This window comes from Pseudomonas sp. TMW22091 (genome assembly GCF_022496705.1).
Lineage (GTDB): Bacteria > Pseudomonadota > Gammaproteobacteria > Pseudomonadales > Pseudomonadaceae > Aquipseudomonas > Aquipseudomonas saxonica.
Genome location: NZ_SCFI01000005.1, coordinates 237068 through 259251 on the forward strand (window position 1 = coordinate 237068; position 22184 = coordinate 259251).

Annotated in this window: 13 protein-coding genes; 5 read left to right on the forward strand and 8 right to left on the reverse strand. The window is 56.4% G+C overall.

Annotated elements, in window-relative coordinates:
- Positions 1-8 precede the first annotated feature (8 nt).
- The gene (locus EQV93_RS12085; RefSeq protein WP_240891631.1) at positions 9-1031 is read left to right on the forward strand and encodes a metal ABC transporter ATPase; all 1023 of its coding nucleotides are present in this window, start codon (positions 9-11) and stop codon (positions 1029-1031) included.
- A gap of 284 nt (positions 1032-1315) precedes the next feature.
- On the opposite strand, the gene hldE is transcribed toward EQV93_RS12085, so the two are convergent.
- Together hldE and msbA are read right to left on the reverse strand one after the other, a co-directional pair.
- Entirely contained in the window at positions 1316-2737 is a 1422-nt protein-coding gene (gene hldE / locus EQV93_RS12090) for a bifunctional D-glycero-beta-D-manno-heptose-7-phosphate kinase/D-glycero-beta-D-manno-heptose 1-phosphate adenylyltransferase HldE (RefSeq protein ID WP_122785115.1), read from the reverse strand.
- 165 nt (positions 2738-2902) lie between these two features.
- Positions 2903-4711, reverse strand: coding sequence for a lipid A export permease/ATP-binding protein MsbA (gene msbA, locus EQV93_RS12095; RefSeq protein WP_122785116.1), 1809 nt, complete (start codon positions 4709-4711; stop codon positions 2903-2905).
- A gap of 156 nt (positions 4712-4867) precedes the next feature.
- Between msbA and EQV93_RS12100 the strand changes: the two genes are divergently transcribed.
- On the forward strand, positions 4868-6736 hold the full coding sequence (locus EQV93_RS12100; RefSeq protein ID WP_146385074.1) for a bifunctional O-antigen ligase/aminoglycoside phosphotransferase family protein: 1869 nt from the start codon (positions 4868-4870) through the stop codon (positions 6734-6736).
- Positions 6733-7941 (forward strand): acyltransferase family protein, encoded by a 1209-nt coding sequence (locus EQV93_RS12105; protein ID WP_442968883.1) that lies wholly within the window; start codon positions 6733-6735, stop codon positions 7939-7941. The genes EQV93_RS12100 and EQV93_RS12105 overlap by 4 nt, the downstream gene beginning before the upstream one ends.
- A gap of 44 nt (positions 7942-7985) precedes the next feature.
- Here the strand turns inward: EQV93_RS12105 and EQV93_RS12110 are convergent, their stop codons facing one another.
- The 6 genes from EQV93_RS12110 to EQV93_RS12135 all read right to left on the reverse strand — a co-directional run bounded on the left by EQV93_RS12110 (position 7986) and on the right by EQV93_RS12135 (position 15297).
- Positions 7986-8870: a glycosyltransferase gene (locus EQV93_RS12110; RefSeq protein WP_122785119.1), complete on the reverse strand. Its 885-nt coding sequence runs from the start codon at positions 8868-8870 to the stop codon at positions 7986-7988.
- Positions 8867-10018 carry a glycosyltransferase gene (locus tag EQV93_RS12115; protein WP_146384805.1) on the reverse strand — a complete coding sequence of 384 codons (1152 nt, stop codon included), beginning with the start codon at positions 10016-10018 and terminating at the stop codon, positions 8867-8869. The genes EQV93_RS12110 and EQV93_RS12115 overlap by 4 nt, the downstream gene beginning before the upstream one ends.
- Before the next feature lie 2 nt (positions 10019-10020).
- On the reverse strand, positions 10021-11457 hold the full coding sequence (locus tag EQV93_RS12120) for a PIG-L deacetylase family protein (protein ID WP_240891632.1): 1437 nt from the start codon (positions 11455-11457) through the stop codon (positions 10021-10023).
- 72 nt (positions 11458-11529) lie between these two features.
- On the reverse strand, positions 11530-12426 hold the full coding sequence (locus EQV93_RS12125) for a GNAT family N-acetyltransferase (protein ID WP_122785122.1): 897 nt from the start codon (positions 12424-12426) through the stop codon (positions 11530-11532).
- The gene (locus tag EQV93_RS12130) at positions 12426-13556 is read right to left on the reverse strand and encodes a glycosyltransferase (RefSeq protein ID WP_240891633.1); all 1131 of its coding nucleotides are present in this window, start codon (positions 13554-13556) and stop codon (positions 12426-12428) included. The genes EQV93_RS12125 and EQV93_RS12130 overlap by 1 nt, the downstream gene beginning before the upstream one ends.
- Entirely contained in the window at positions 13540-15297 is a 1758-nt protein-coding gene (locus EQV93_RS12135; protein ID WP_122785124.1) for a carbamoyltransferase family protein, read from the reverse strand. The genes EQV93_RS12130 and EQV93_RS12135 overlap by 17 nt, the downstream gene beginning before the upstream one ends.
- A gap of 301 nt (positions 15298-15598) precedes the next feature.
- Here EQV93_RS12135 and EQV93_RS12140 point away from each other — a divergent pair, with 301 nt between their 5' ends.
- On the forward strand, positions 15599-19906 hold the full coding sequence (locus EQV93_RS12140) for a membrane-targeted effector domain-containing toxin (RefSeq protein WP_240891634.1): 4308 nt from the start codon (positions 15599-15601) through the stop codon (positions 19904-19906).
- A gap of 166 nt (positions 19907-20072) precedes the next feature.
- Positions 20073-22175 carry a TonB-dependent receptor family protein gene (locus EQV93_RS12145; protein WP_240891635.1) on the forward strand — a complete coding sequence of 701 codons (2103 nt, stop codon included), beginning with the start codon at positions 20073-20075 and terminating at the stop codon, positions 22173-22175.
- Positions 22176-22184 lie beyond the last annotated feature (9 nt).

The following is a 22184-nucleotide window of genomic DNA, read 5'->3' on the forward strand; positions in this document are numbered from 1 at the left end:
GAGCCGACATGCCGCGTTCGCTCATCCGCAAGAACCCCAACGACTTTAAAACCCTGTCCCTGTTTGTCGAGGCCACGCCGGAAGGCTTGAGCTATCAAAGCATTGGCATGCCACTCAACTTTGCCCAGACCTTGCATAAACGCCGTCAAGTCAACGTGACAGACACCCAGCGCTTTGGTGTGGAGTTGGCCAATCTCGGGGTATCGGTACGCCTGACGTTGAACTGGCAGGGCCGTGATTATTGGGTGCTGGTTCGCCAACGCCGTCAAGACCGGGGCGACGTGGTGCTCAAGTTGATCTCTGGCTATGTGCCGGCCCACGAGATCAACTTGCCGCTGCATACCGCCATCCAGGAAGTCGCTGAAGAGTGCTTGCTCGAAACCCCTGAAGGTTGGCTCAGCGGTCGCTTCAAGGAAACCTGGCTGCCTGCACCTTATGCCAGCGCGCTACATTATCGCGAGGCCCTGCCCTTTTTACTCACTCCGTTGTCGGGCGCTGCGCTTGCGGTTCGTTGTGGCAGCCAGACGTTGCTGGAGCGCCCACGGGCGTATGTGCATTTGCCGACAGCTTCGCTGCAACTGATTTACGACTTGCGGCTGGAGGTCCCCAAAGAGGCTAAATCGCTCAGCCTGCTGCATGTCGATGAACGTCTGGAAGGCGACCAACTGGTGGCGCGGCTCAACCGCAAGCGTCCAGATCTTTACTTGATGCCGTTGACTGATGGATTGCCCTGCGCCGAGCTTTACACCCTGCACAAGGACAGGCTGCACTCAGTCAGTACGCGCGGGATACATTTGGCTGAAAGTTTTGCGCCGCAGGTGGGCTGGGTGGTCAGCGATGAACGTATTCGCTGGAAAGACTGGCTCAAGCAGCAGGGCTTGAATGCGCCTGAGAAAGAATCAGGACTCAAGCGCCTGACGGGCAAGGCCCGACAGATATTCAGGAAGGTGGTGAAGCACAAAGCCCCTCACCCTAACCCTCTCCCTGAGGGAGAGGGGACTGACCGTACGAGCATTCAAGATCAACACTAATCAGCCCCCCTCTACCAACGAGAGAGGGACTGACCGCACGCAGATTCAAGATCACCGCTAATCAGCCCCCTCTACCAACGAGAGAGGACTGACCGCACGTAGATTCAAGATCACCGCTAATCAGCCCCCTCTACCAACGAGAGAGGACTGACCGCACGCAGATTCAAGATCACCGCTAATCAGCCCCCTCTACCAACGAGAGAGGGACTGACCGCACGCAGATTCAAGATCACCGCTAATCAGCCCCCTCTCCCTCTGGGAGAGGGTTGGGGTGAGGGCAAGCCTCACTGACCGCGTATTTTCTCGACAATAGCAGTGGTCGAGCTGTTCTCAACCAGCCCCAGCACTTTCACGGTGCCGCCATAAGCCGTCACGATGTCCGCACCGACCACTTGGTCAATACCGTAGTCGCCGCCCTTGACCAAGACATCAGGCTTGACCTGAGCCAGCAAGTTTTCCGGTGTGCCTTCAGGAAAGCTGATCACCCAATCCACTGCACCCAAACCGGCCAGCACCGCCATGCGACGGTCAACACTGTTGATCGGACGCCCCGGCCCTTTCAGACGGCTTACCGACGCATCGTCGTTAACCGCAACGATCAAACGATCGCCCTGGGCCCGCGCCTGTTCCAGGTACGTCACATGCCCGGCGTGCAAGATGTCGAAGCAACCGTTGGTGAAAACGATCTTTTCGTTGTGAGCACGAGCATCGTCAATCGCCAACAGCAATTGATCGAGGGTCACTACGCCTCGCTCCGAACCTTCTGAACGTTGAATCGCACGACGCAGCTCAGGAGCACTGATGGCCGCCGTACCGAGCTTGCCCACCACAATGCCGGCCGCCAGATTGGCCAACGCAACCGCGTGAGGCAGCTCTTCACCGGCAGCAATGGCCGCGGCCAAGGTAGAGATCACCGTGTCACCGGCACCGGTCACGTCAAACACTTCCCGGGCACGAGCTGGCAAGTGCATGGCCGGAAAACCCGGGCGCAACAAGGTCATGCCTGATTCACCGCGAGTCACCAGCAAAGCACCCAGATCCAGTTCTGCCATCAGCTTGGCGCCCTTGGCTACCAAGTCGCCTTCATCCACACAACCACCGACGATGGCTTCGAACTCGCTGAGGTTAGGCGTGATCAGGCTCGCCCCTCGATAAATCGAGAAATCTTTGCCTTTCGGGTCTGCCAGCACGGGAATGCCACGGGCACGTGCGGCCTGGATAAGGACCTGATGGTTCTTTAACGCGCCTTTGCCGTAGTCGGAAAGCACCAGTACCTTGATGCCTTCAAGCAAGTTTTCAACTTCAGCCCCCAACGCCAGCGCGTCGGTGGCGAACGGTTCTTCGAAGTCGATACGCAGCAGTTGCTGGTGACGGCTCATGACCCGCAGCTTAACGATGGTCGGCTGATGCGCAATGCGCTGAAACAGTGCACGCACCCCCGCGCCTTCAAGGCTATTGGCCAAGCTATTGGCCGCCTCATCGTCGCCGGTCACACCCACCAGAGAAGCCGGTGCACCCAGGGCAGCGATGTTCAAAGCAACGTTGGCAGCACCGCCCGGGCGGTCTTCGATTTGCTCGACCTTGACGACCGGCACCGGCGCCTCAGGGGAAATCCGTGAGGTCCCGCCATGCCAATAACGGTCGAGCATGACATCGCCTACCACCAAGACAGGGGCTTGATCGAATCGCGGCATGGACAACTTCATGGAGAACCCACATACAAAATGAACAGGGGCGCGATATTAACACAGGGTGAACACAGGTCAGTTCACCTGTTAATCGCAGCGAATGAGAATCAGAGGTGGGCCTGGCAGCCCGACGAATCTTAATCAAACCTGCGGGAGTCAGCCCCCGCAGGTCTGGTTTACATCCTAGGTCATATCACCCGAGGTTTGCGGGGCATCAAGGCCCATCGAATGCAACCGTGCGTAATATCCGCTCAGCTCCATCAATTCAGCATGGGTGCCGCGCTCGACGATCTGCCCCTGATCCATGACCAGAATCAGATCGGCTTTTTCGATGGTCGTCAGGCGGTGAGCAATCACCAGTGTAGTTCGACCTTTCATGACATGGTCGAGGGCCGCCTGAATATGACGCTCGGACTCGGTATCGAGAGCCGAGGTGGCTTCATCGAGAATCAGCAACGGGGCGTTTTTAAGCAATGCTCGCGCAATCGCCAAACGCTGGCGCTGACCACCGGAAAGCAGCACACCGTTCTCACCTACCTGAGTATCCAGGCCGTGGGGCAGTTGCTCGATAAAGTCCATCGCATAGGCATCGCGCGCAGCTTTTTCGATCGCTTCGCGCGGCGCTCCAGCCAAGTCACCATAAGCGATGTTGTTGGCCACCGTGTCACTGAACAGAGTTACGTTCTGGGTTACCTGAGCAATATGGCGACGCAGGTTAAGCAAGCGATACTCTTCGATTTCCACGCCGTCGAGCAGGATTTCACCCGAAGTGTGGTGATAAAAGCGTGGGATCAGGTTGGCCAATGTCGATTTGCCACTACCAGAGCGACCCACCAACGCCACCATTTGCCCAGGCTCAACCGAGAACGTTACATCCTTGAGTACCTGACGGTCGGTGTCCGGGTAGGTGAAGCTCAGGTTGCGCACATCAAGACGACCAGTCACCTGGTCACGCTCGATGGTGCCCTTGTCGACTTCAGGTTCTTCGTCTAATTGTTCGAAAATGCTTTCTGCACCTGCCACCCCTTTCTGGATGGTCGAGCTGACCTCCGACAACTGGCGGATCGGCTTGGGCAGTAAGCCGGCCAAGGTGATGTAGGCAATCATGTCGCCCGCCGAGGCGTCACCGCGCAGGTACAGCACCAGAAACATCAGAATGCCCATGGCGATGTAAATCACCAATTGCAGCATGGGCGTGTAAATCGCTCCGGTCCGCGTCATGCGCAGTTGCTTTTCGGTGTTGCTGAGGCTGGCCTGAAGGAAGCGCTTCTCTTCGTAAGTCTCGCCACCAAAGCTGCGTACTACGCGATAGCCCTGGATGGTTTCAGAAGCCACGTGAGTCACATCGCCCATCGCGACCTGAATTTTCTTGCTCTGCTTGCGAAATTTCTTGCTGGCCGTGCTCACCATGACCGCAATCAGCGGCAAGATGGCGATCATCACCAGCGTGAGACGCCAGTTCATCCACAGCAAGGACGCGAACAGGAAGATCACCGTCATGCCTTCACGGATAACCACTTTGATAGCATCGGTTGCAGCACCGGTGACCATGGTTACGTTGAAGGTGATACGCGAAATCAGATGACCCGAGTTGTGCTTGTCGAAATAGCGATTGGGCAATGTCAGCAGGTTATTGAACAATTGAACCCGCAGATCATGCACCAACCCCAACGACACCTTGGCCAGGAAGTAGTTACCCAGAAACGAACCAAAACCTTGCCATGCTGCGATCAGGACGATCAATATCGGCACAGCCTGTAACAGGCGCAGATCACGCAGGTAGGGAATAGTCGGGAACAACACCGCATCGGGGTTGGACAGGCCGTCGACGAAATACTTGAGGATGTAGCCAAGCATTGGCTGCGTCGAAGCGAAAATCAGAAACCCGACAATACTCAGCAGGAAGAGGCCGATATAGGGCCGGACATAACCTAAAAGGCGCAGGTATATTTTTACGCTCGATTGGCTTTCGCTGGGGCTGGATTCGGTCATATCACGCGGCGGTTAAGAAAAAAGGATGCTGACTTTATCACAGCTTCTCTGGTGTACTGCGTGCCGGTTAGGACGACGCCCCGTAGGGCAGCCAAAACGATATTAAAAGGCCACTACGCTAGTATGGCCGTCAAACTATGGAATGAACTTTACCGCATGCAATTCCGCGACTTGAGCTATTCAAAAAATCGGCTGTTTGACTTTATTTGCCTGTGGCTGCTGCCCATCGGCCTTTTGTTGCTGTTATCCGACCTATATTTTCTGCCTAACCGTAGCCTGCATCACAAACTGTATTACGGTTTTTTCAGCATTCCGACCCTGATCGCACTGGTCTTGCGTCCGCGCGAGCTGAAAGACTTTTTGCGTGAACCCATAATCCTGGGTTTTCTGATCTTTTGCGTCTGGGCCATGTTCAGTCTGATCTGGAGCAACACCGACGCCGGTTTCTGGAGCCAATTGCGTCCATCCCTGCACCTGCTCATGCTGTTTCTGGGCTGCTCACTGCTGCTCAAGTACCGGGGTGAAATCGTCCAGCCAGTCATGTTCGCCGCGGCGGTCATCGCCTTGATCGCCACCTTTTATAACCTTTACCTGTTTGTTCCCATTTATAACTCGCATATGCGCATGGTCGGCGCGGGAGCCTTCGACAATCCGCTGCTCAGTTCACACGCCTTCGGCTTCTTTTGTGTTTACTGGCTAACGCTGATCATGACCTGCAAGCGTGCGCCCATTCTGTTGATAGCGATCCCCGGCTTTATTGCCATGTTCGCGGCACTGGTCGCCACCGGCTCAAGAACCCCGCTAGTCGCAATCGTTCTGGCCATGGGCTGGCTGAGTTTTATGTGCTGGAACCGTCGCTCGGTCGTACTGATCGGCGCCTTGGTCGCAGGTGGCATTGTGGCCATGACCCTCTTCAGCGACATAATTCTGAGCCGTGGCAGCTCCTTTCGCTTTGAAATATGGGCCATGACACTTGACCTCATTGGCCAGCACCCCTTGCTCGGCCATGGTTTTGACGCGCACTTGTCCCTTATGCCGGCTGGTGCCGCTGAAGCCCTGAGTGAACCCCATAACTTCGCTTTGGGCGTGCTCTATTACGTCGGTATCTTCGGTTTGCTGCCCTGGCTGTTTATTCAGGTGTGGGCGCTATACAGCAGCTGGCGACATCGGGTGCAACCGTTGTTCATACTGGCATCCGCCTGGCTGGTGTACGGCATCGGGGCAGGCTTGACCGAAGGCGGTGGCATTCTGCCAAGACCTAAAGAACACTGGTACTTACTCTGGATTCCACTGGCCCTGATCGCGGCCCTGAGCATCAACCTACGCCTCAAAACCCTGCGCGACCGCCCCGTAAATCGGCTATCTGCGCCTGCGCTGAACAGCCTGATGACCCACGCTCAGGTGATAGAAGAGGACGGCCTTGGACCTAAAGTGCTGCGCCTGGAAAATGGGCATTTCCTCAAGATATTCCGCGCGCGCCCCTTCTACACCTCCGGTTACTTCAACCCCTATTCCGAGCGCTTTGCCGTTAACAGCGAGCGCCTACAGGCCATGGGCATTCCTGCTCCGAAAATCCTCGACCTGTACCTACTGACCGAGGGCAGCACTGCAGTGCTTTACGAGCCACTGCCCGGACAAACGCTGCGTCAGGTCTTGCAGTCGATGGGATCGCCTTCCGTACGGCAGGCGCTGGTGGAACGCTTCGGTAAATTTCTGGCCCAACTCCACAAACAAGGGGTGTACTTCCGCTCCTTGCACCTGGGCAATGTGTTGTTGATGGACGATGGCGAATTCGCATTGATCGATATCGCCGACATGCGAATCTTCCCTTCACCGCTCAGAATTACCCTGCGCCAAAGAAATCTGCGGCACATGCAGCGCTACCCTGAAGACCGCCGCTGGTTGTTCGAAGAGCAACTGCCAGAATTGTTGAAGGGGTACGCTACGCTGGCTTCGCGGGCTGAAGTTGAGAGTCTGCGCCTGCAAGTTGCACGCCTGCGGCCTGCGCAGGTGGCCACCTCATGAGCATGAGCAGCAACAGCGTCCTGTGGGCCGTAATGGCTTATGCCTTGGCGATTGCCACCTCGAGTCTGTTGCTGCGCTTTTTCCCGGTAGTCAGACGTAACCTTGAGCACACCTCCAAAAACCGTTTTACCAGCGTAGATGGCCTGCGCGGTTATTTGGCATTCGGCGTATTTATTCATCATTCGGCAATTATCTGGGTCTTTGTGCGCACCGGCGTGTTTGATATGCCCAAAGACCCGTTTTACGCGCAAATCGGGCTGGCCAGCGTGGCGCTGTTCTTTATGATCACCGCTTTTCTGTTTTGGAGCCGACTGATCCAAAAAGGACGCGATTTCGACTGGCTGGGTTTCGCGGTATCCCGTGTTTTCCGCCTTTATCCGCTGTACCTGCCGTTGTTGTTGTTGGTTATTTTCAGCGTTTTTTATGTGCAGGACTGGACCTTCCATGACTCTGTGCTTGAAGTGGCGGGTCAGGTTTTAGCCTGGCTGGTTTTCGACCGGCCCGACATCAACCAATTCACACAAACCGGCGGGATGATCGCCAATGTCACCTGGACACTGAGCTATGAAGTGTTCTTCTATATGACGTTGCCGCTGTTCGCCATGGTGTTTTTGTATCGCCAGGGCTGGCAACAGACGGTGCTGTGCCTGATTGGCATTTATGCGCTGTATCAGTTGGTGGGTTGGGAACATTCGCTGAAAAAGCACATCCTGATGAGCTTTCTCGGTGGCGTAGCGGCCGCCTATTGGGTTCGGCGCCCGGCGCTGGTGGCCTGGAGTCAGACCCGTCAAGCAGGGGTTATTGCGCTACTGGTCTTGCTGATAGTGTTGACCCTGTTCCGCAAAAGCTTTGCGTTCTTCCCGTTGCTATTGCTGACCCTGCCCTTCTCGATCATCGCCTCGGGCAACATGTTGTTTGGGGCATTGGCGCTGCGTAGCATTCGCTGGATGGGAGAAATCAGCTACAGCACGTATCTGCTGCACGGCTTCCTGCTCTGGCTGATGATGCAGCGCTTGCCGCTGCTGTTACCGATCGATAGCAAGCAACCGCTCACTTTTGTGTTGCTGGCTGCACTGTGCAGCTGCCTGCTGATGGTGATCAGCACCCTGACCTTCCTGTACATCGAAAAACCCGGCATGGCGACCGGCAAGAAGGCCGCGAACTGGTTGCGCCAAAAAATGCAGGCTAGAGTGCAAGTCTTGTAGGTGCTGCCCTCGCGGGCACACTTGCACCCACCTGTCAGAGAGGGCTAGCTCTTTTCCAGCGGCGAAAAGAATAGCCGCCCCAGCCCGCGCCAGGTTTTGCCTGTCCATTGCTTGAAAGGGATCTGTGCCAACAACTCCCGCGCTAAAGCACGGTCGCGATTGGCCGTTTTCAAAAACATGGAATTGAGAAATTTGTACCGCACCTCGTCGTACAACGGGTGATCGCTGTACTGCGCGTAAATGCGCAGAATGCTGTCGATCATGAACCGGTGGTTCTTGTAGGAATTGGTCGCGTGCTTGCGATACTGCGCCATCACCACATTCAAGCCGTCAATAAAGTACCCGGCATGGGTGATCTTCAGTTCGATATACAAATCCTCCAGGCGAATGCTCGGGTCAAACCCGCCTACCTTGTCCAGCGCCTCGCGACGGATCATCAAGGTGGTCGCCGGTGGATAAGGCTTGCGCTCCAGAAACATGTCGTCAAAGTCAAGACGGCGGAACGGCACATCACGGCGCTGACGCTTCTCTGGGTACAAGTTGCCCTCAGCGTCGATCAACTCGATGTTACCCGCACAAATCCCCACTTCAGGTTTGTCGTACAGGTAGTTGACCTGTATCTCGATACGCTCGGGCAGCATGATGTCGTCCGAACCGAACGGCACAATCAGGCTGCCCTTGGCCCGTGCTATCGCGCCGTTAAGGGTGTTGGTCAGCCCCTGATTCTGTTGCACCCGAAAATCAAACCCGTGGGCTGCTTGCAGGCGCTGAATGCGTTCCACACTGTCATCGGTCGAGCCGTCATCAATGACCAGCAACTCAATATTGGGGTACGTCTGATTCAGAACACTCTGGATGCTCTGTTCGATATACGGCCCGTGGTTGTAGGAAGCAATGATTACCGTAACCAGCGGTTGCGACTCTGTCATGGGAACTCCTTACGCGCCTGACTCAGGCCATCCTCAATCAAATCCAAATACGCCTGCCGGAACACTTCGATGTCATGGTGTTCCTGCAAATAGCGGTAAGCCTGCTCACCCTTGGCCTGTAACGCTTCATCGGACAACCCCAGATACTCATCCAGTGCAGCCGTCAGTGTCGCGACATCGCTTGGCTTAACGGCCAGACCGCCGGCGCCTTCAATCAGGGGCAGCATGGCCGGCACGTCTGTGGCAATCACAGGCAGATGGCCGCTCATGCCTTCGAGCAGCGCCAGCCCAAGACCTTCAGCCAGTGAAGGCATGGTCCAGATGTCGAACGCTCTGACGTACTGCAATGCATTCTCTTGAAACCCCAGCAAGTGCGCACGCCCAGTGAGGCCGAGCTGTTCGATTTGCTCACGCAAACGAGCTTGCTCACGCCCCGCGCCAATAATCGCCAACTGTGCTTGCGGGTATTTGTCCTTGAGCGCTGCAAAGGCCTGCAATAAAAAACGATGCCCTTTGATCGGCACCAGACGCCCCAACGCTCCAATCATCCGCGCATTCTGATCCAGGCCAAGCTTTTCACGGGCCTGCTGGCGAGGCAGCTGCAAGGCTTCGGCTTGCTCGATGTCGATCGCATTGGTGATTGCGAAGGTATTTTGCTCGGTGAACCCGCAGTTACAGTCGAGCAAGTACTGCTTGACTGCAGGCGACACGCCCACAAAGCGCCAGGCTTTATCAATCAGGCGTTTGGCCTGACTACGACGATAAAAGCGGTCATATTCGCCGAAACCGTGAGATATACCCACGCACAACGGCACTTTCAGCCAGCGATTGAGTTGCAGCATCATGTTCACCGGCTTGAAGCGATTACAAATCACCACATCAAACTGCTCTTTGCGGCAAAACTTGTACAACGCCCACATGGCGCGCAGGCGCATGCCCTTGAGCGATTTGTCACTGAACTCGAAATACACCGAATGATCGGCTTTGCTCACTGGCTCGCCGGGGCCGGGGCGGCCGCGCAAAAAGGCTGCCGTGATTTCATAGCGCTCGCTGGGCAACGCCCGCACGATCTGTTCAGCGAGATCGGCAAAGTCATGGGATTTGACGTTGTAGTCAGGTTGCAACTGCAAAACCTTGGAACGCTTCATATCTATCCCTGCTGAAGTCCGGTGGTATCGATAACCCAAAACAGCTCATGGCGCCGCACTGCTTTACGAAAGAATTCATTTTCGCCGTAGGGCGAGGGCTTTCTGCCCGCGAAGAGCGTTTGTAACAAACGCCGAAGCCGCCGTTTGAACGGCGCGCGCGGTTGCAGGTCATGCATCATGCCCAGCGCCATGGCTTTGTCGCGTTGATGTGCGAGGTTCAGCGATACGCTGTAGGGCTGTAGCACCTGCTCAGGATCAAAAACCGGGGGCAAGGTGATCCCCTCCCCGCTACTCCCCATCGGCCAGCGGTCATTGTCGTGCAAGTGGTTGGCATACCCCAGGACAGTCAATGGCTGCCACTCAAGCCCTTGAAGCGCTTCGAGCACGGCCGCCTGTGCGCAGACATGATCCGGGTGCGGATCCAGAGTCGGGTGCGGCAAGACGATCACCTCAGGGCGAGCCTGCAGGATTAATGCACGCAAGTCCGCCAGCAGATTGTTCCAGGTGGGTGCACCGTCCACATCGCCGGGCAGCGGGAATGCGTTGAACTGGCGAAACAGGCGCGTATCGCACAGGTCCGCTTCGCGAGAAACGATCGCTTCGTCTGGCGCTGCCTGCATGGCTTGCAGTTGCATGCAAAAGTAGCCCAGTTGCGCACACTGGGTTTCGGGTACGCCCGCCCAACGCGGCACGGCCAAACTGTCCCAGGCGCGCAGACGCCCTTTTAGACGCGCAGCCTCGACATGACACAGGCCCATGTCCTGATAATGCTCAGTTTCGATTTCGCCTGCCGTCAGCGTGACGATCCAGGCCTCTTTAGCCTGGCTGTACAGCCCGTAGGCAGCCAACTCGGCATCGTCGGCGTGAGGCGCAATGACCATCACCCGCTGCTGACGGTAATCAGGCTCGCGAAAAATCCAAAGCTGCGGGGTTTGAAAACGACAAAAATGCCCGCGAAGACTCAGCTCCCCGGCGCTCAGCGCTGAAGCACTGCCACTCAAATTCAGATAACGCAGGCCATTGACCCCACGTTCGAAGGTCTGCTGATCGTAAGTCTCGCCGCCCGTAATCGTCACATACGGGTCGAGAAAACGTCCAAGCCAACCACTTTTAACCGTGAGCGCAAGGATAAGGGTTTCATCACCCTCCAGACTCAGAGGCTGATCCGCACGCAAGCGACCGTTCTCCAGCCGGACCCCAGGGCCCTGGCTGTGCGCCGCAAACTGATACTGGTAATCATCCTTGGGCGAGTAAAACAGGTGGTCGGCAAACCAGGCTTCATGAGCCACCCAACTCAGCACCGCTACCAGAACGCTCACCCACCAGGGCAACAGCACGGCACAGACGGCTAACACCAACAAGGCTACCAGCAGGCCAAACCGTTTGTTTCGCCGATGACGTTTGAGGAGTTGTTGCTTGCGACTGACAGGTTGGCTCATGAAATGGCTCTTGTAATGTGTCCCGTAGCAGGCGCTGACTGCCAGCGCCCGCCAGTTTTACGTTGCCTCGACTCACACTCGGTAGACAGGCACCGGGTTGCACCAACGCTCCTTGTACTCTCGGTCAGCACGACCGAAGGAGAAACGCAGAGGTTTGTCGACGTTGCGCGCCTGCTCCCAAGCGGACTGGGTGTTGAGAAAGCTCAACACGCTACCGGGGCTGAAGGCTCGTGTTTCGGGGTCTACACCACCGTTGACGTATTCGACGCTGATCCACTGCGGCGACTCGACCCGATACACCAACTGAATGGCTATGGGCGCATCGTTGAGGTAGATCACCGAGCCGATCAGCAGTTCACGCAAAAGCTCGATCACCTCGGCCATACGTTCGGCCCCGGTCGCTACAAACCCCCAGCGGCGCAGAAACAGATCGCAGTAGATCGTCGCCAGTTCGACGCTGGACAGCTCGCTAACAGGACGTATTACGCCTCCGGCCTCTTCCAGCAATCGCAATTCACGCCGTTGGTTGTAACGGAATTTCTTCGACAGTTCTTCCGGAGTGCGTGACATCGCCAGTTGCTCGGCTTGCAGCACCAGATGACTGAAGCGCCCTTCATTGAGCTGCGACAAATAACGGCCACGATGACGTAAAGGCGCGGCCGCATCAGCCGCCGCAGGCAAGATAATCTCGGCGTTGCCGAGGTCAAACAGGCCTTTTTTGCCCTGACGCTTAAGCACGTCCTTGGACAATGCCAAATCCCGCCCCCAGGTCGGGATAGCCGCTTTCAGATCGCCGCCTTGCTCCCACGCCAGATAGCGCACCGGGATCCCGGCCAACTGGGCCAAGCGCTCAACCACCATAGGATGGGTCGCGACGCTGCCGCCAAAACGCTGCCAGGCATCGGCATAGGCTGGCGCGTCAATCACGCTCCAGCCACGCTCGCGCCAGCCTTGAAAACGATTGAGCATCAAGACTCCGCAGTCAGGTCGGTGACTTGCGGCAAGCGCCAGAACGCATCGCGAACGGCTTCATCACTGAAGCGCTCATGCAGGCGGCCCAGCATGCGCTCGGCGCAGTCTTCTCGCTGCTCTTCGGTGAGCACTGCCAGATGTTGCAGGCCTTGGGCCAAACGCTCGGCATCGCCCAGCGGGAACAAAATGCCCACACCTTCAACCACTTCGATTGCCCCGCCGCAGGCAGTCGCCAGCAAGGGGACACCGGCCGCCATGGCTTCAAGCAGCACCATGCCAAACGGTTCATGGTCGGAGCTGAGAGCAAATACGTCGAACGCACGGAAAAAACGACGGGCCTCGGGAACCTGGCCAAGGAATTTCACCTGATCGCCAATGCCAAGCTCGTTGGCCAGTTCTTTAAGGTCCTGCTCCAGACGGCCTTTGCCCAAAATGGCCAATAGGCTGCCCGCAGGCAAGTTCGCCAGAGCGTTGGCAAACCCCTTGATCAGCGTGGCCTGATCCTTGTCAGGATGCAGCCGCCCGACGTTACCGACGATAAAGGCAGCGGCAGGCAGGCCCAAGGCCTCTCGGGCCTCAAGGCGGGGCAGTTGGCTGTCCTGAACGGCGTCGATATCGATGCGGTTATAGAGCGTGCTGATGCGGCCTTTCGGCCACTTTGGCAAGCTTTTACGCAGGTCATCGCGCACAGCGTTGGACACACCGAGCAGGCTCAAGCGTTTGCGGAACAGGTGGGCAAACAGCCGGCGGCTGCGGCGCTGATAGTCGCCAAACGCGTGATGCACACCAATCACCGGCAGGTTTGTTGCCAACAAGGCAACATAAACCGGCTTGAAGCGATGGGCGATGCAAAAGCTGAAATCACGCGAGGCCGCGATTTTACGCAGCTTGCCAATGGCACCCAGCTTCAGGCCACGAATGTCCCGAGAGCTGAATTCCATAAACAGCACTTCGTCAGACGCGCAGCCCTCGGCCACCTCGGGATCGGCCGCCCCGGTCAAAAAGACCGTGGTGACCCGATACCCGCTGCCGGCAAACAGGCTGGCGTACTGGCGCGCGCAGTCCAGAAACGGCCCGTCATAGCCGTGACAGAACTGCAGCACATGACGCTCAGTCGAGCGATTCATAAGTCGGCGCACCTTCTTTAACGACCAGAATGTCTTCCATGATCAGGTACTGAAGATCGGAACCGAAAAACATGTTCAACGCATCGGTCGGCGAGCAAACCATCGGCTCACCGCGACGGTTGAGCGAAGTATTGAGCGACACACCGTTGCCGGTCAGGACTTCAAGCGCCTTCATCATGTCGTAGTAACGAGGATTATATTCGCGTTTGAGCACCTGGGCACGGGACGTACCGTCCTCATGCACAACCTCGGGCACGCGGGTCTTCCACTCTTCAGCCACTTCAAAGGTGAAGGTCATGAACGGCGCCGGGTGATCGACCTTGATCATCTGCGGGGCCACGGTGTCGAGCATCGACGGGCAGAAAGGCCTCCAGCGCTCGCGGAACTTGATCTGCTCGTTGATCCGGTCAGCCACGCCCGAGCTGCTTGGGCAGCCAATGATCGAACGCCCGCCCAACGCACGAGGACCGAACTCCATACGGCCCTGGAACCAAGCCACCGGATTGCCGTCGACCATGATCTTGGCGATGTTCTCCGGCGTGTTGTTGATTTTGCGCCATGCAGGGTTGCCCGGATGACGGGCACACGCGGCAATCACGTCTTCGTTGCTGTACGCAGGGCCGAGGTAGACATGCTCCATCTTCTCGACCGGCACGCCACGTGCGTGGGACACATAGGCCGCAGCGCCGACCGCGGTGCCGGCATCTCCGGATGCAGGCTGAACGAACAGTTCTTTCACGTCAGGACGGGCAATGATCTTCTGGTTCAGCTTCACGTTCAACGCGCAGCCACCCGCAAAAGCCAGCTTGCCAGTCTCTTTGAGAATGTCGCCCAGATAATAATCAATCATTTGCAGCGACAGCTTTTCAAACAGCGCTTGCATGCTGGCCGCGTAGTGGATGTACGGCTCGTCGGCGATATCGCCTTCGCGCTTTGGCCCCAGCCACTCGATCAGTTTTGGCGAGAAGTAGAACCCCTTGCCGTTTTCTTTGTAGCGGCGCAGGCCGATGACGTTGGCGTACTCGGTGTTGATCACCAGTTCGCCGTTTTCAAACGAGGCCAGACGCGAGAAATCGTACTTGCTGGCGTCGCCGTACGGCGCCATGCCCATGACCTTGAACTCGCCGTCGAGCATCTCGAAACCGAGGAACTCGGTAATCGCGCCATACAGGCCGCCGAGGGAGTCTGGATCGAAGAATTCCTTGAGCTTGGTAATCTTGCCGTTTTCGCCATAACCGAAGAAGGTCGTGGCGTATTCGCCCTTGCCATCGATGCCCAGAATCGCGGTTTTCTCTTTGAAACCCGAGCAGTGGTAAGCGCTGGAAGCGTGGGCCAAGTGGTGCTCAACCGGTTCGATCTTGATTTTCTTCGGGTCAAAACCCAATTGCTCAAGGCAGAACACAATCTTGTTGCGATAGCGCTTGTAACGACGGTTGCCCATCAGGATCGCGTCAAGGGCGCGGTCCGGGGCGTACCAGTAACGCTTGGCATAGTGCCAGCGTGCCTTGCCGAACAAGCTGATCGGGGCGAACGGAATCGCCACCACGTCAACGTCAGACGGTTTGATACCCGCTTGCTCAAGGCAAAATTTTGCAGACTCGTAGGGCATGCGGTTCTTTGCATGCTTATCACGTACGAAGCGCTCTTCCTCAGCCGCCGCTACCAGCTTGCCGTCGATATAGAGGGCTGCGGAGGGATCATGGCTGAGGGCGCCGGACAGGCCAAGAATCGTCAATGCCACTGGGTTAGCCTCTTTAGAGTGCAGGCAGGCGGCAGGCGCCTGAAAAAAGGGTGCACTGCGCGCAAAGCGCAGAAACAACTAAAGGGCGGGATTATAGCGTAAAGACGCCAAGAATGACCCAGCGCGATTTGCCACGCCCAACCCATCCATCGTATGCACGTTCCCACGAGCGTGGGGCTACCCCCCAGCGAGCACATTGAGCGAGCACAATACGTATATAGGCCCTGTTCGCCCGAGCTTTGCGATTCCCTGTGAGGACATCCTCACGTGCATCTGCACACGTCTAAAACAGGAACACGCAATGTCCACTTACCTGGAACAATTCAAAAACGCTCATCGCGAATTACTCGAACTGCACAGCGCTACCCCTGACCTGACCCTCTCACTGAATCACCGACTGCGGGCGTTCTTCCCGAGACTGCCTGAAAAAGCGCACACCGATTTGCTTTACCTCACCCATGAACAACCACCGCTCCCGGGACAAGCCCCGGTTATCGTCAGCCAAACGCTTGGCGCGATGATTGAAGAGTGTTACCTCACAGGTCAGGTGCCTACTTTCGAGCAAGGCTCGGTTCATATTTACAATCAGGCGCTAACGCTGGATGAGCGGCATCGCACCCGGGGGATCACCCCGCACGAACTCGAGCGGTATCTCGATTACGCGACTAAATACCTGGAGCGATGTGTAATTGATGCACTGAAAGATTTTTGGGAAACCCCACAGGCAGACTTCGATGGGCTCACTGCGAAAAACAAACTGGACCAGATTTTTCTCGATTTGCTCGTCGCCGAAAGCCACCTGCGTCATCAGGACAAAACCCTGAGCAAGGCCGCTCTGGACGCCATCATTCAGGTCTTTGATCCACCTATAACGCTCCCACCAACCCCTCCTCAAGACACACTCGGCCTCTACAGCGTGGCCTTGAAAAGCGATCAGCAGCAGATCGGCACACCGCTCAACGGGGTCTTTATCATCAGCGATGCAGACCTTCCGGGGATACACCCCCCGAGACGAGCCGCAGGTATGGACGATGCCTCTGACGAAAAGTCAGCAGATGATCCAACTGCTCGCACGGTGGTCCTTTTCACCCCGGCCAACGGACTGGAAACCTTCGAGTCCCTCAAAGACCTGACGCAAGAGTTAAAGGCAAGACTGCGTGACGTCCATCAACGCGAGGCCTTGCTTGACTGTGTGTTAGCCCAGGACCGAGCGCGCGCCGTCACACAAGGTGTCGTGGAGTACCGCACGATCACCCAGAATACCGGGACGTTTTACAGTCAGGATCTGATCCATAAACAACACCACGATATGCGCCATGCCTGGGCAGAGGCGCGGACAAATAAAGCAGACCTCAGCCTTGAGCAACTGTTTGAGTGCGTCAAACACTCCCTGCACTCAAGCCTGCCCCTCAAACCCGAGCGCATCTTGCGGGCGCGCCAAACCCGTCTGATTGAGGCGCAATTGCCGAGCTGGCTTAAAAACGCCTCCGATGCCGATAAAGTTCAGTGGCGGCTGGCCGTTGAGCGCCTCAATTTCGAACGTCTGGCCTCGGAAAGCTCACAGGCTCAGTCCATCACTGAAAGCGGGAAAAAAAATACGCTGCTGGGTTATGCCCGCCTGCAACTCAAGCAAACAATAAAAGCGGATCACAACATAGAGGTCGACCCCGACACCATTATCATCTCGACCACCGAAGCATTGCAGACAGGCGCCGTAGTTAACCCGTTCGGTGGTTCCGCGTTCGCCGCAGGGTTCAGCACTGATCGAACCGGACCAACCATTACCTATAAAAATACGCGTCACCGCTTGACCGAACTGGCGCTCCTCAATGTGGGGCAACTCGACACCACCTTTTCCCTGACGGCACAGGTGCTTGACGCCAACGGCAATACACACCCGATACTCACCCACAGCTACATCAAGAATTTAGTCCGCAAGATCGATGTGGGGGAACGCTACAAAACCAAACTCAACAACTTGCTAGTCAGGTCCCCGCATGCGCACTGGCGCAAGGAACGCTACGTCGCACTCAAGACCGCGCAATTGAAGTTGGACCTGATAGAAGCCCAATTATCCGGCACCCTTAACAATGAACAGGCGGCATGGGTCAGGACGGCAATGGAGCACCCCGTCGACAGCACTCGACCTCTGTTCAACGGCGCAAAAATAAAAGTTCATCTGCCGATGTTGCGCTACAAACCCTTGCCAGGGTTACTGGCCTTTAGCTCTACAGGCTCGAGTGGCCTGGTGTGTTACCTCCCGGACGCACCTGACCGAAACTGGTTCGTGGTCGCCACATCGCGAAATGAGTTGGCGCGCAAGCTGTCGTCGCAGGTTTTACGCCCCTACCTCTTGAACCGCGTGACAGCCTCTCAACGGCCCTATATTCAGACGCTCCTCAATGACGGCCTGACTGATACCGACCTGCGTTTTCAAATAGTCGAGCACCAGCAGTTTTATGAAGCGTCGTACGACACCGAGGCCATGTACGCCATCAGGGAGGCCGACGAGCAATCGACCTCAACCTATGAAAGCAATCTCAACACGGCCAAGGAAACAATTCTGACAGCGATTGATGTGGTGTCTTTTGTCTTGCCCACCAAAGTGTTGCTGCCCATCGTGATGTTGCGTTTTGCTTACCAGATTGGACTCGGCCTGGATGCACTCGCGCGCGGAGAAGAGCACGAGGCATTTCTGAACTTCATAGAGTCCATCGCTCACCTGACAGATGGTGCTTCAGACTTCGCTGGCTCAGCGGTGTTTGGGCGAGCCATTCGCCAACGTGCCCGGCTGCCGGCACCTGCCCTCAACCCCAACGCAGCCACTCCACCTCCCCGCAGCGGGCTCACGTTACGCACAGGTGAGGAGTACGGCACTGGCGTCTACGAGCTCACACGGGTGAGCGATGGCCGAACCCAGAGCACGCACTACCTAAAAGACAGCCGTAACAACTACTACCGCTGCCAGTACGACAACCTGGACGCGACCTGGCGGGTGATTGATGCCCGTGAACCCAGCGCGTTTTATCGCCAGCCGGTCAGTCAACTGTCGTCGGGAGACTGGGATCTAAACCAGACATTGGCAGCGATCAGGCAAAGGATCGCGATAGAGGAAGTCATCGAGAGCGCTCAGGTTTCAGGCATCAACCTGGCCGGTAAAACGCCTGATGAACAAGGTATCTATCGTCTGTCCAACATGAGGTATATCGAACAAAGTGGCTTGGTGTTTGAAGTCCGCAGTGGCTGGTTAGGACGCGACTGGTACTTGCACATACCAGGAGGGTCTAGCCACACGACCTCCTATAAAGTTCGGCGTGTATCCGATCACTGGGAAATCAAACACCGCCTATCACCCACCACAAAACGCTGGGAACTGCTGGTACGTCAAGGTGTACAGCTGCCCCCTGCGCCCGCTGTCGTACTTCACACTCCGCACGACGTAGCCCTTGAATACAACACCGATGTGCAAAACTTGCTGACACACAGCAGAAAACTGCTGATCAATGGCGTAACTTCAAGCGACCCCAAACTTCACGACGCTGCTACGTTCTTCAAAAGGCACCGGGCAAACCTGCTAGCGGATGCACAGGCGTTCCTCAACACGTCACCCACCAAACCACGCCCCTTAAAGCCTGATCTTGCGGCCAATGAAAAGGCGAGCGTCATATTTGACCGTTTATATGAAAACACCCAAGGCGTGATCATTGGGGAAGCACACGCCAGTCAGTCAGGCAAAAAAATACTGATCGAACAGATGGCCCATCTGGCCAGAAACAAAGTCGACACCCTATTTTTAGAACACCTGCAAACAGATGCACATCAAAGCTACCTGGATGATTTTTCTGCACGTAAAAAAATACCTGCCGGGCTGGACAAATTTCTCAAAGAACAAGATGCAGGCCACGGAGTTGACACCGCCAGCGCCCATAATTACAGCAACCTGGTGCGCTGCGCCGTGCAACACGGCATTAAAATCAAAGCCCTTGATTGCATGGCCAGTTACCACCTGAACGGCCTCGCGCAAGGTCATCAACCCCGGGTGCGCTACGAAATGTTCAGCTATACCGCTTCGCAGATCATTCGAGCGCATACCGCACAAAACCCTGGCCAAAAATGGATCGCCCTTGTGGGCAACTCTCACGCCAATACGTTCTTGGGGGTTCCAGGACTGGCAGAGCTGGAAGGCGCCATAGGGCTGCGTGTACTGGATGCGCCCCCTGGCAGCAGCCCCACATTAAAGAAAGATTTCAGCGAGGTGATAGCGCCGCAATACCCGAAAACGGATTACTTTTATTTGAAAAACGACTACGTGATGGAAATGGAAATCCCCGGGACAACACCACAAAAAGCGCCCCTGTCGCCCGCGCAAATTGAGCAGAAACTCAGCCAGCCCGGCCTTTACATAGTTGAAAATAACCCAGTCGATGGTGCTCAGCTCATCCACCGTTCAAACAACAATCAAATCATCCGTACCCGACTGCAAGCCGATGCTCATGGCGAGCTTTTTATAGAGCGCCCTAACTGGCAGGGTATTCATTTGGTTCGCTACAAAGACATGAATGAACTGACCATAGCTTTGTATGAATACGGTCTGCGCCAGCTCAAATAACCTATAGAACTCAGTCACTCACACCTTCGCAAGGACGACAGAACGTCGTCCTTGCCTGTTACTTTTACTGGCTATAAGACCCTCACCCGTTAAACTTCATCTTCTCTGCTAGCCTGATACCCATCGCCCAAGACGGGTCGCGTCCCACGGAACTCCGATATCCCTCATGAATTTTTTTGTTCCCGCTCACTTTGCCCTGCTTCTGCCGTGCCTGGTGCTCACCCAAAACAGCCACGCTGAACCCGCACCGCTGGAGCTCGACCCCAGCGTGATTACCGGTTCACGCAGCGTCAGCCCAAGCTTTGATCTGCCGTACTCAGTCGATAGCATCAGCCAGGCGCAAATCCAGGATGGCCAACTGGGCATCAATGCCTCTGAGGTGCTGACCCGCGTACCAGGGCTGGTTGTGCAGAACCGTCAGAACTACGCACAGGACTTGCAAATTTCGTCCCGTGGTTTTGGCGCTCGCTCAGCGTTCGGGGTGCGGGGGATCAAGCTGATTGCCGACGGCATCCCGGCCAGCACTCCGGATGGGCAGGGCCAGGCGGCCACCTTTAACCTCGACACCGCCGAGCGCATAGAAGTGCTGCGTGGCCCGGCTGCCACGCTGTACGGCAGTAATGCGGGCGGGGTGATTCAAATGTTCTCCCGCGACGGCGAAGGCCCGCCACGCATCGGTGCTGAAACCCTCGTGGGCAGCGACGGCATGAGCAAAAACCACCTGACGGCCGAAGGTGCGGTTGATGACGTGGGCTTTGTGCTCGACGCTTCGCGCATGGACACCGACGGCTATCGCGACCACAGCGCCGCCCGCCGCGATCAGACCTTTGCCAAGCTCAATCTGAAGCCCGACGAAGACAGCAAGCTGGCCCTGATTTACAGCAGCCTTGAGCAAAACGGCACACAAGACCCATTGGGCCAAAGCTGGGCCGCTTATAAAGCCGACCCCCGCTCAGTGACGCCCTACGCCCTGATCTACAACACCCGCAAAAGCATCGACCATCAGCAAGTGGGCATGAACTACGAACGCTACATTGGCGATGCGACGTTACAGGTCAATGCGTACACCGGCACACGAAGCGTGATTCAGTATTTGGCTATTCCCAAAGGAACGCCGGGTAATGAACAAGGCGGGGGCGTCGTTCAATTCGACCGTAAATTCTACGGCGGCAGCCTGCGCTGGATGCAGCCGGTGTATGGCGTACCGGGTAACCTTACCTTGATCGGCGGCCTAGATTTCGACCAAAGCCAGGATAGCCGCCACGGCTACAACAACTACATTGGCGATCAACTGGGTGTTAAAGGCGCAATGGTTCGTGACGAAGTCGATACCGCCCGCAGCCTAGACCCATACGTGCAGGCAAACTGGGAGCTGGACAACTGGACGGTGCAGACGGGCTTGCGCTACAGCACCATGGAAATGGATGTCGATGATCAGTTCATAACGGCCACCAATGGCGACGACAGCGGCACTAAACGCTACGAAAAAGCCACGCCGTCGATAAGCGTGATGTATGCCTTCACACCTGAACTACATGGTTATGTCAGCGCAGGTAAAGGCTTTGAAACGCCGACTCAGGCCGAGCTGGCGTACTCGCCAAGCGGACAGGGTTTTAACTTCGGCCTTAAGCCGTCTGAAAGCACACAATACGAAATGGGGTTGAAAGCCCAGCTTAACAACACACGAATCAATGCAGCGGTGTTCCAGATCACCACGGAAGATGAACTGGTGGTTTTAGACAACAAGTTTGGACGCACCACCTACCAAAACGCTGGCCGCACACTGCGTCGTGGCTTTGAACTGGGGATCGAAAGCCAGCTTAGCGAGCATTGGACCACTACCCTGGCTTACACCCGCCTGCAAGCGACCTACGATAGCGATTTTGTTAGCGGTAGCGGAACTTCAAGAAAAGAAGTCGCCAAGGGCAACTACCTGCCGGGCGTGCCGCAGACTACATTGTTTGCTGAAGTGAACTGGAAACCGGCCGACTGGGTCAGCACGGCGATCGAGGGCATGTACCGCAGCAAAGTCTATGTCGAAGACACTAACACTGCCAAGGCGGCCCCAGCGTATAGCGTGTTCAACTGGCGGGCGAAGTTTGAGCAGAAGGTCGAGCACTGGACCTTCCACCAGACGTTACGCTTGGACAACTTGCTGGACCGTCAGTATGTGGGCTCGGTGATTGTGGCGGACGGCAATAGCCGCTTCTACGAAGCCGCGCCGGGGCGTTCGTGGTATGCGGGAGCCGGGGCGCAGTACAGCTTTTGAAGCCATAAC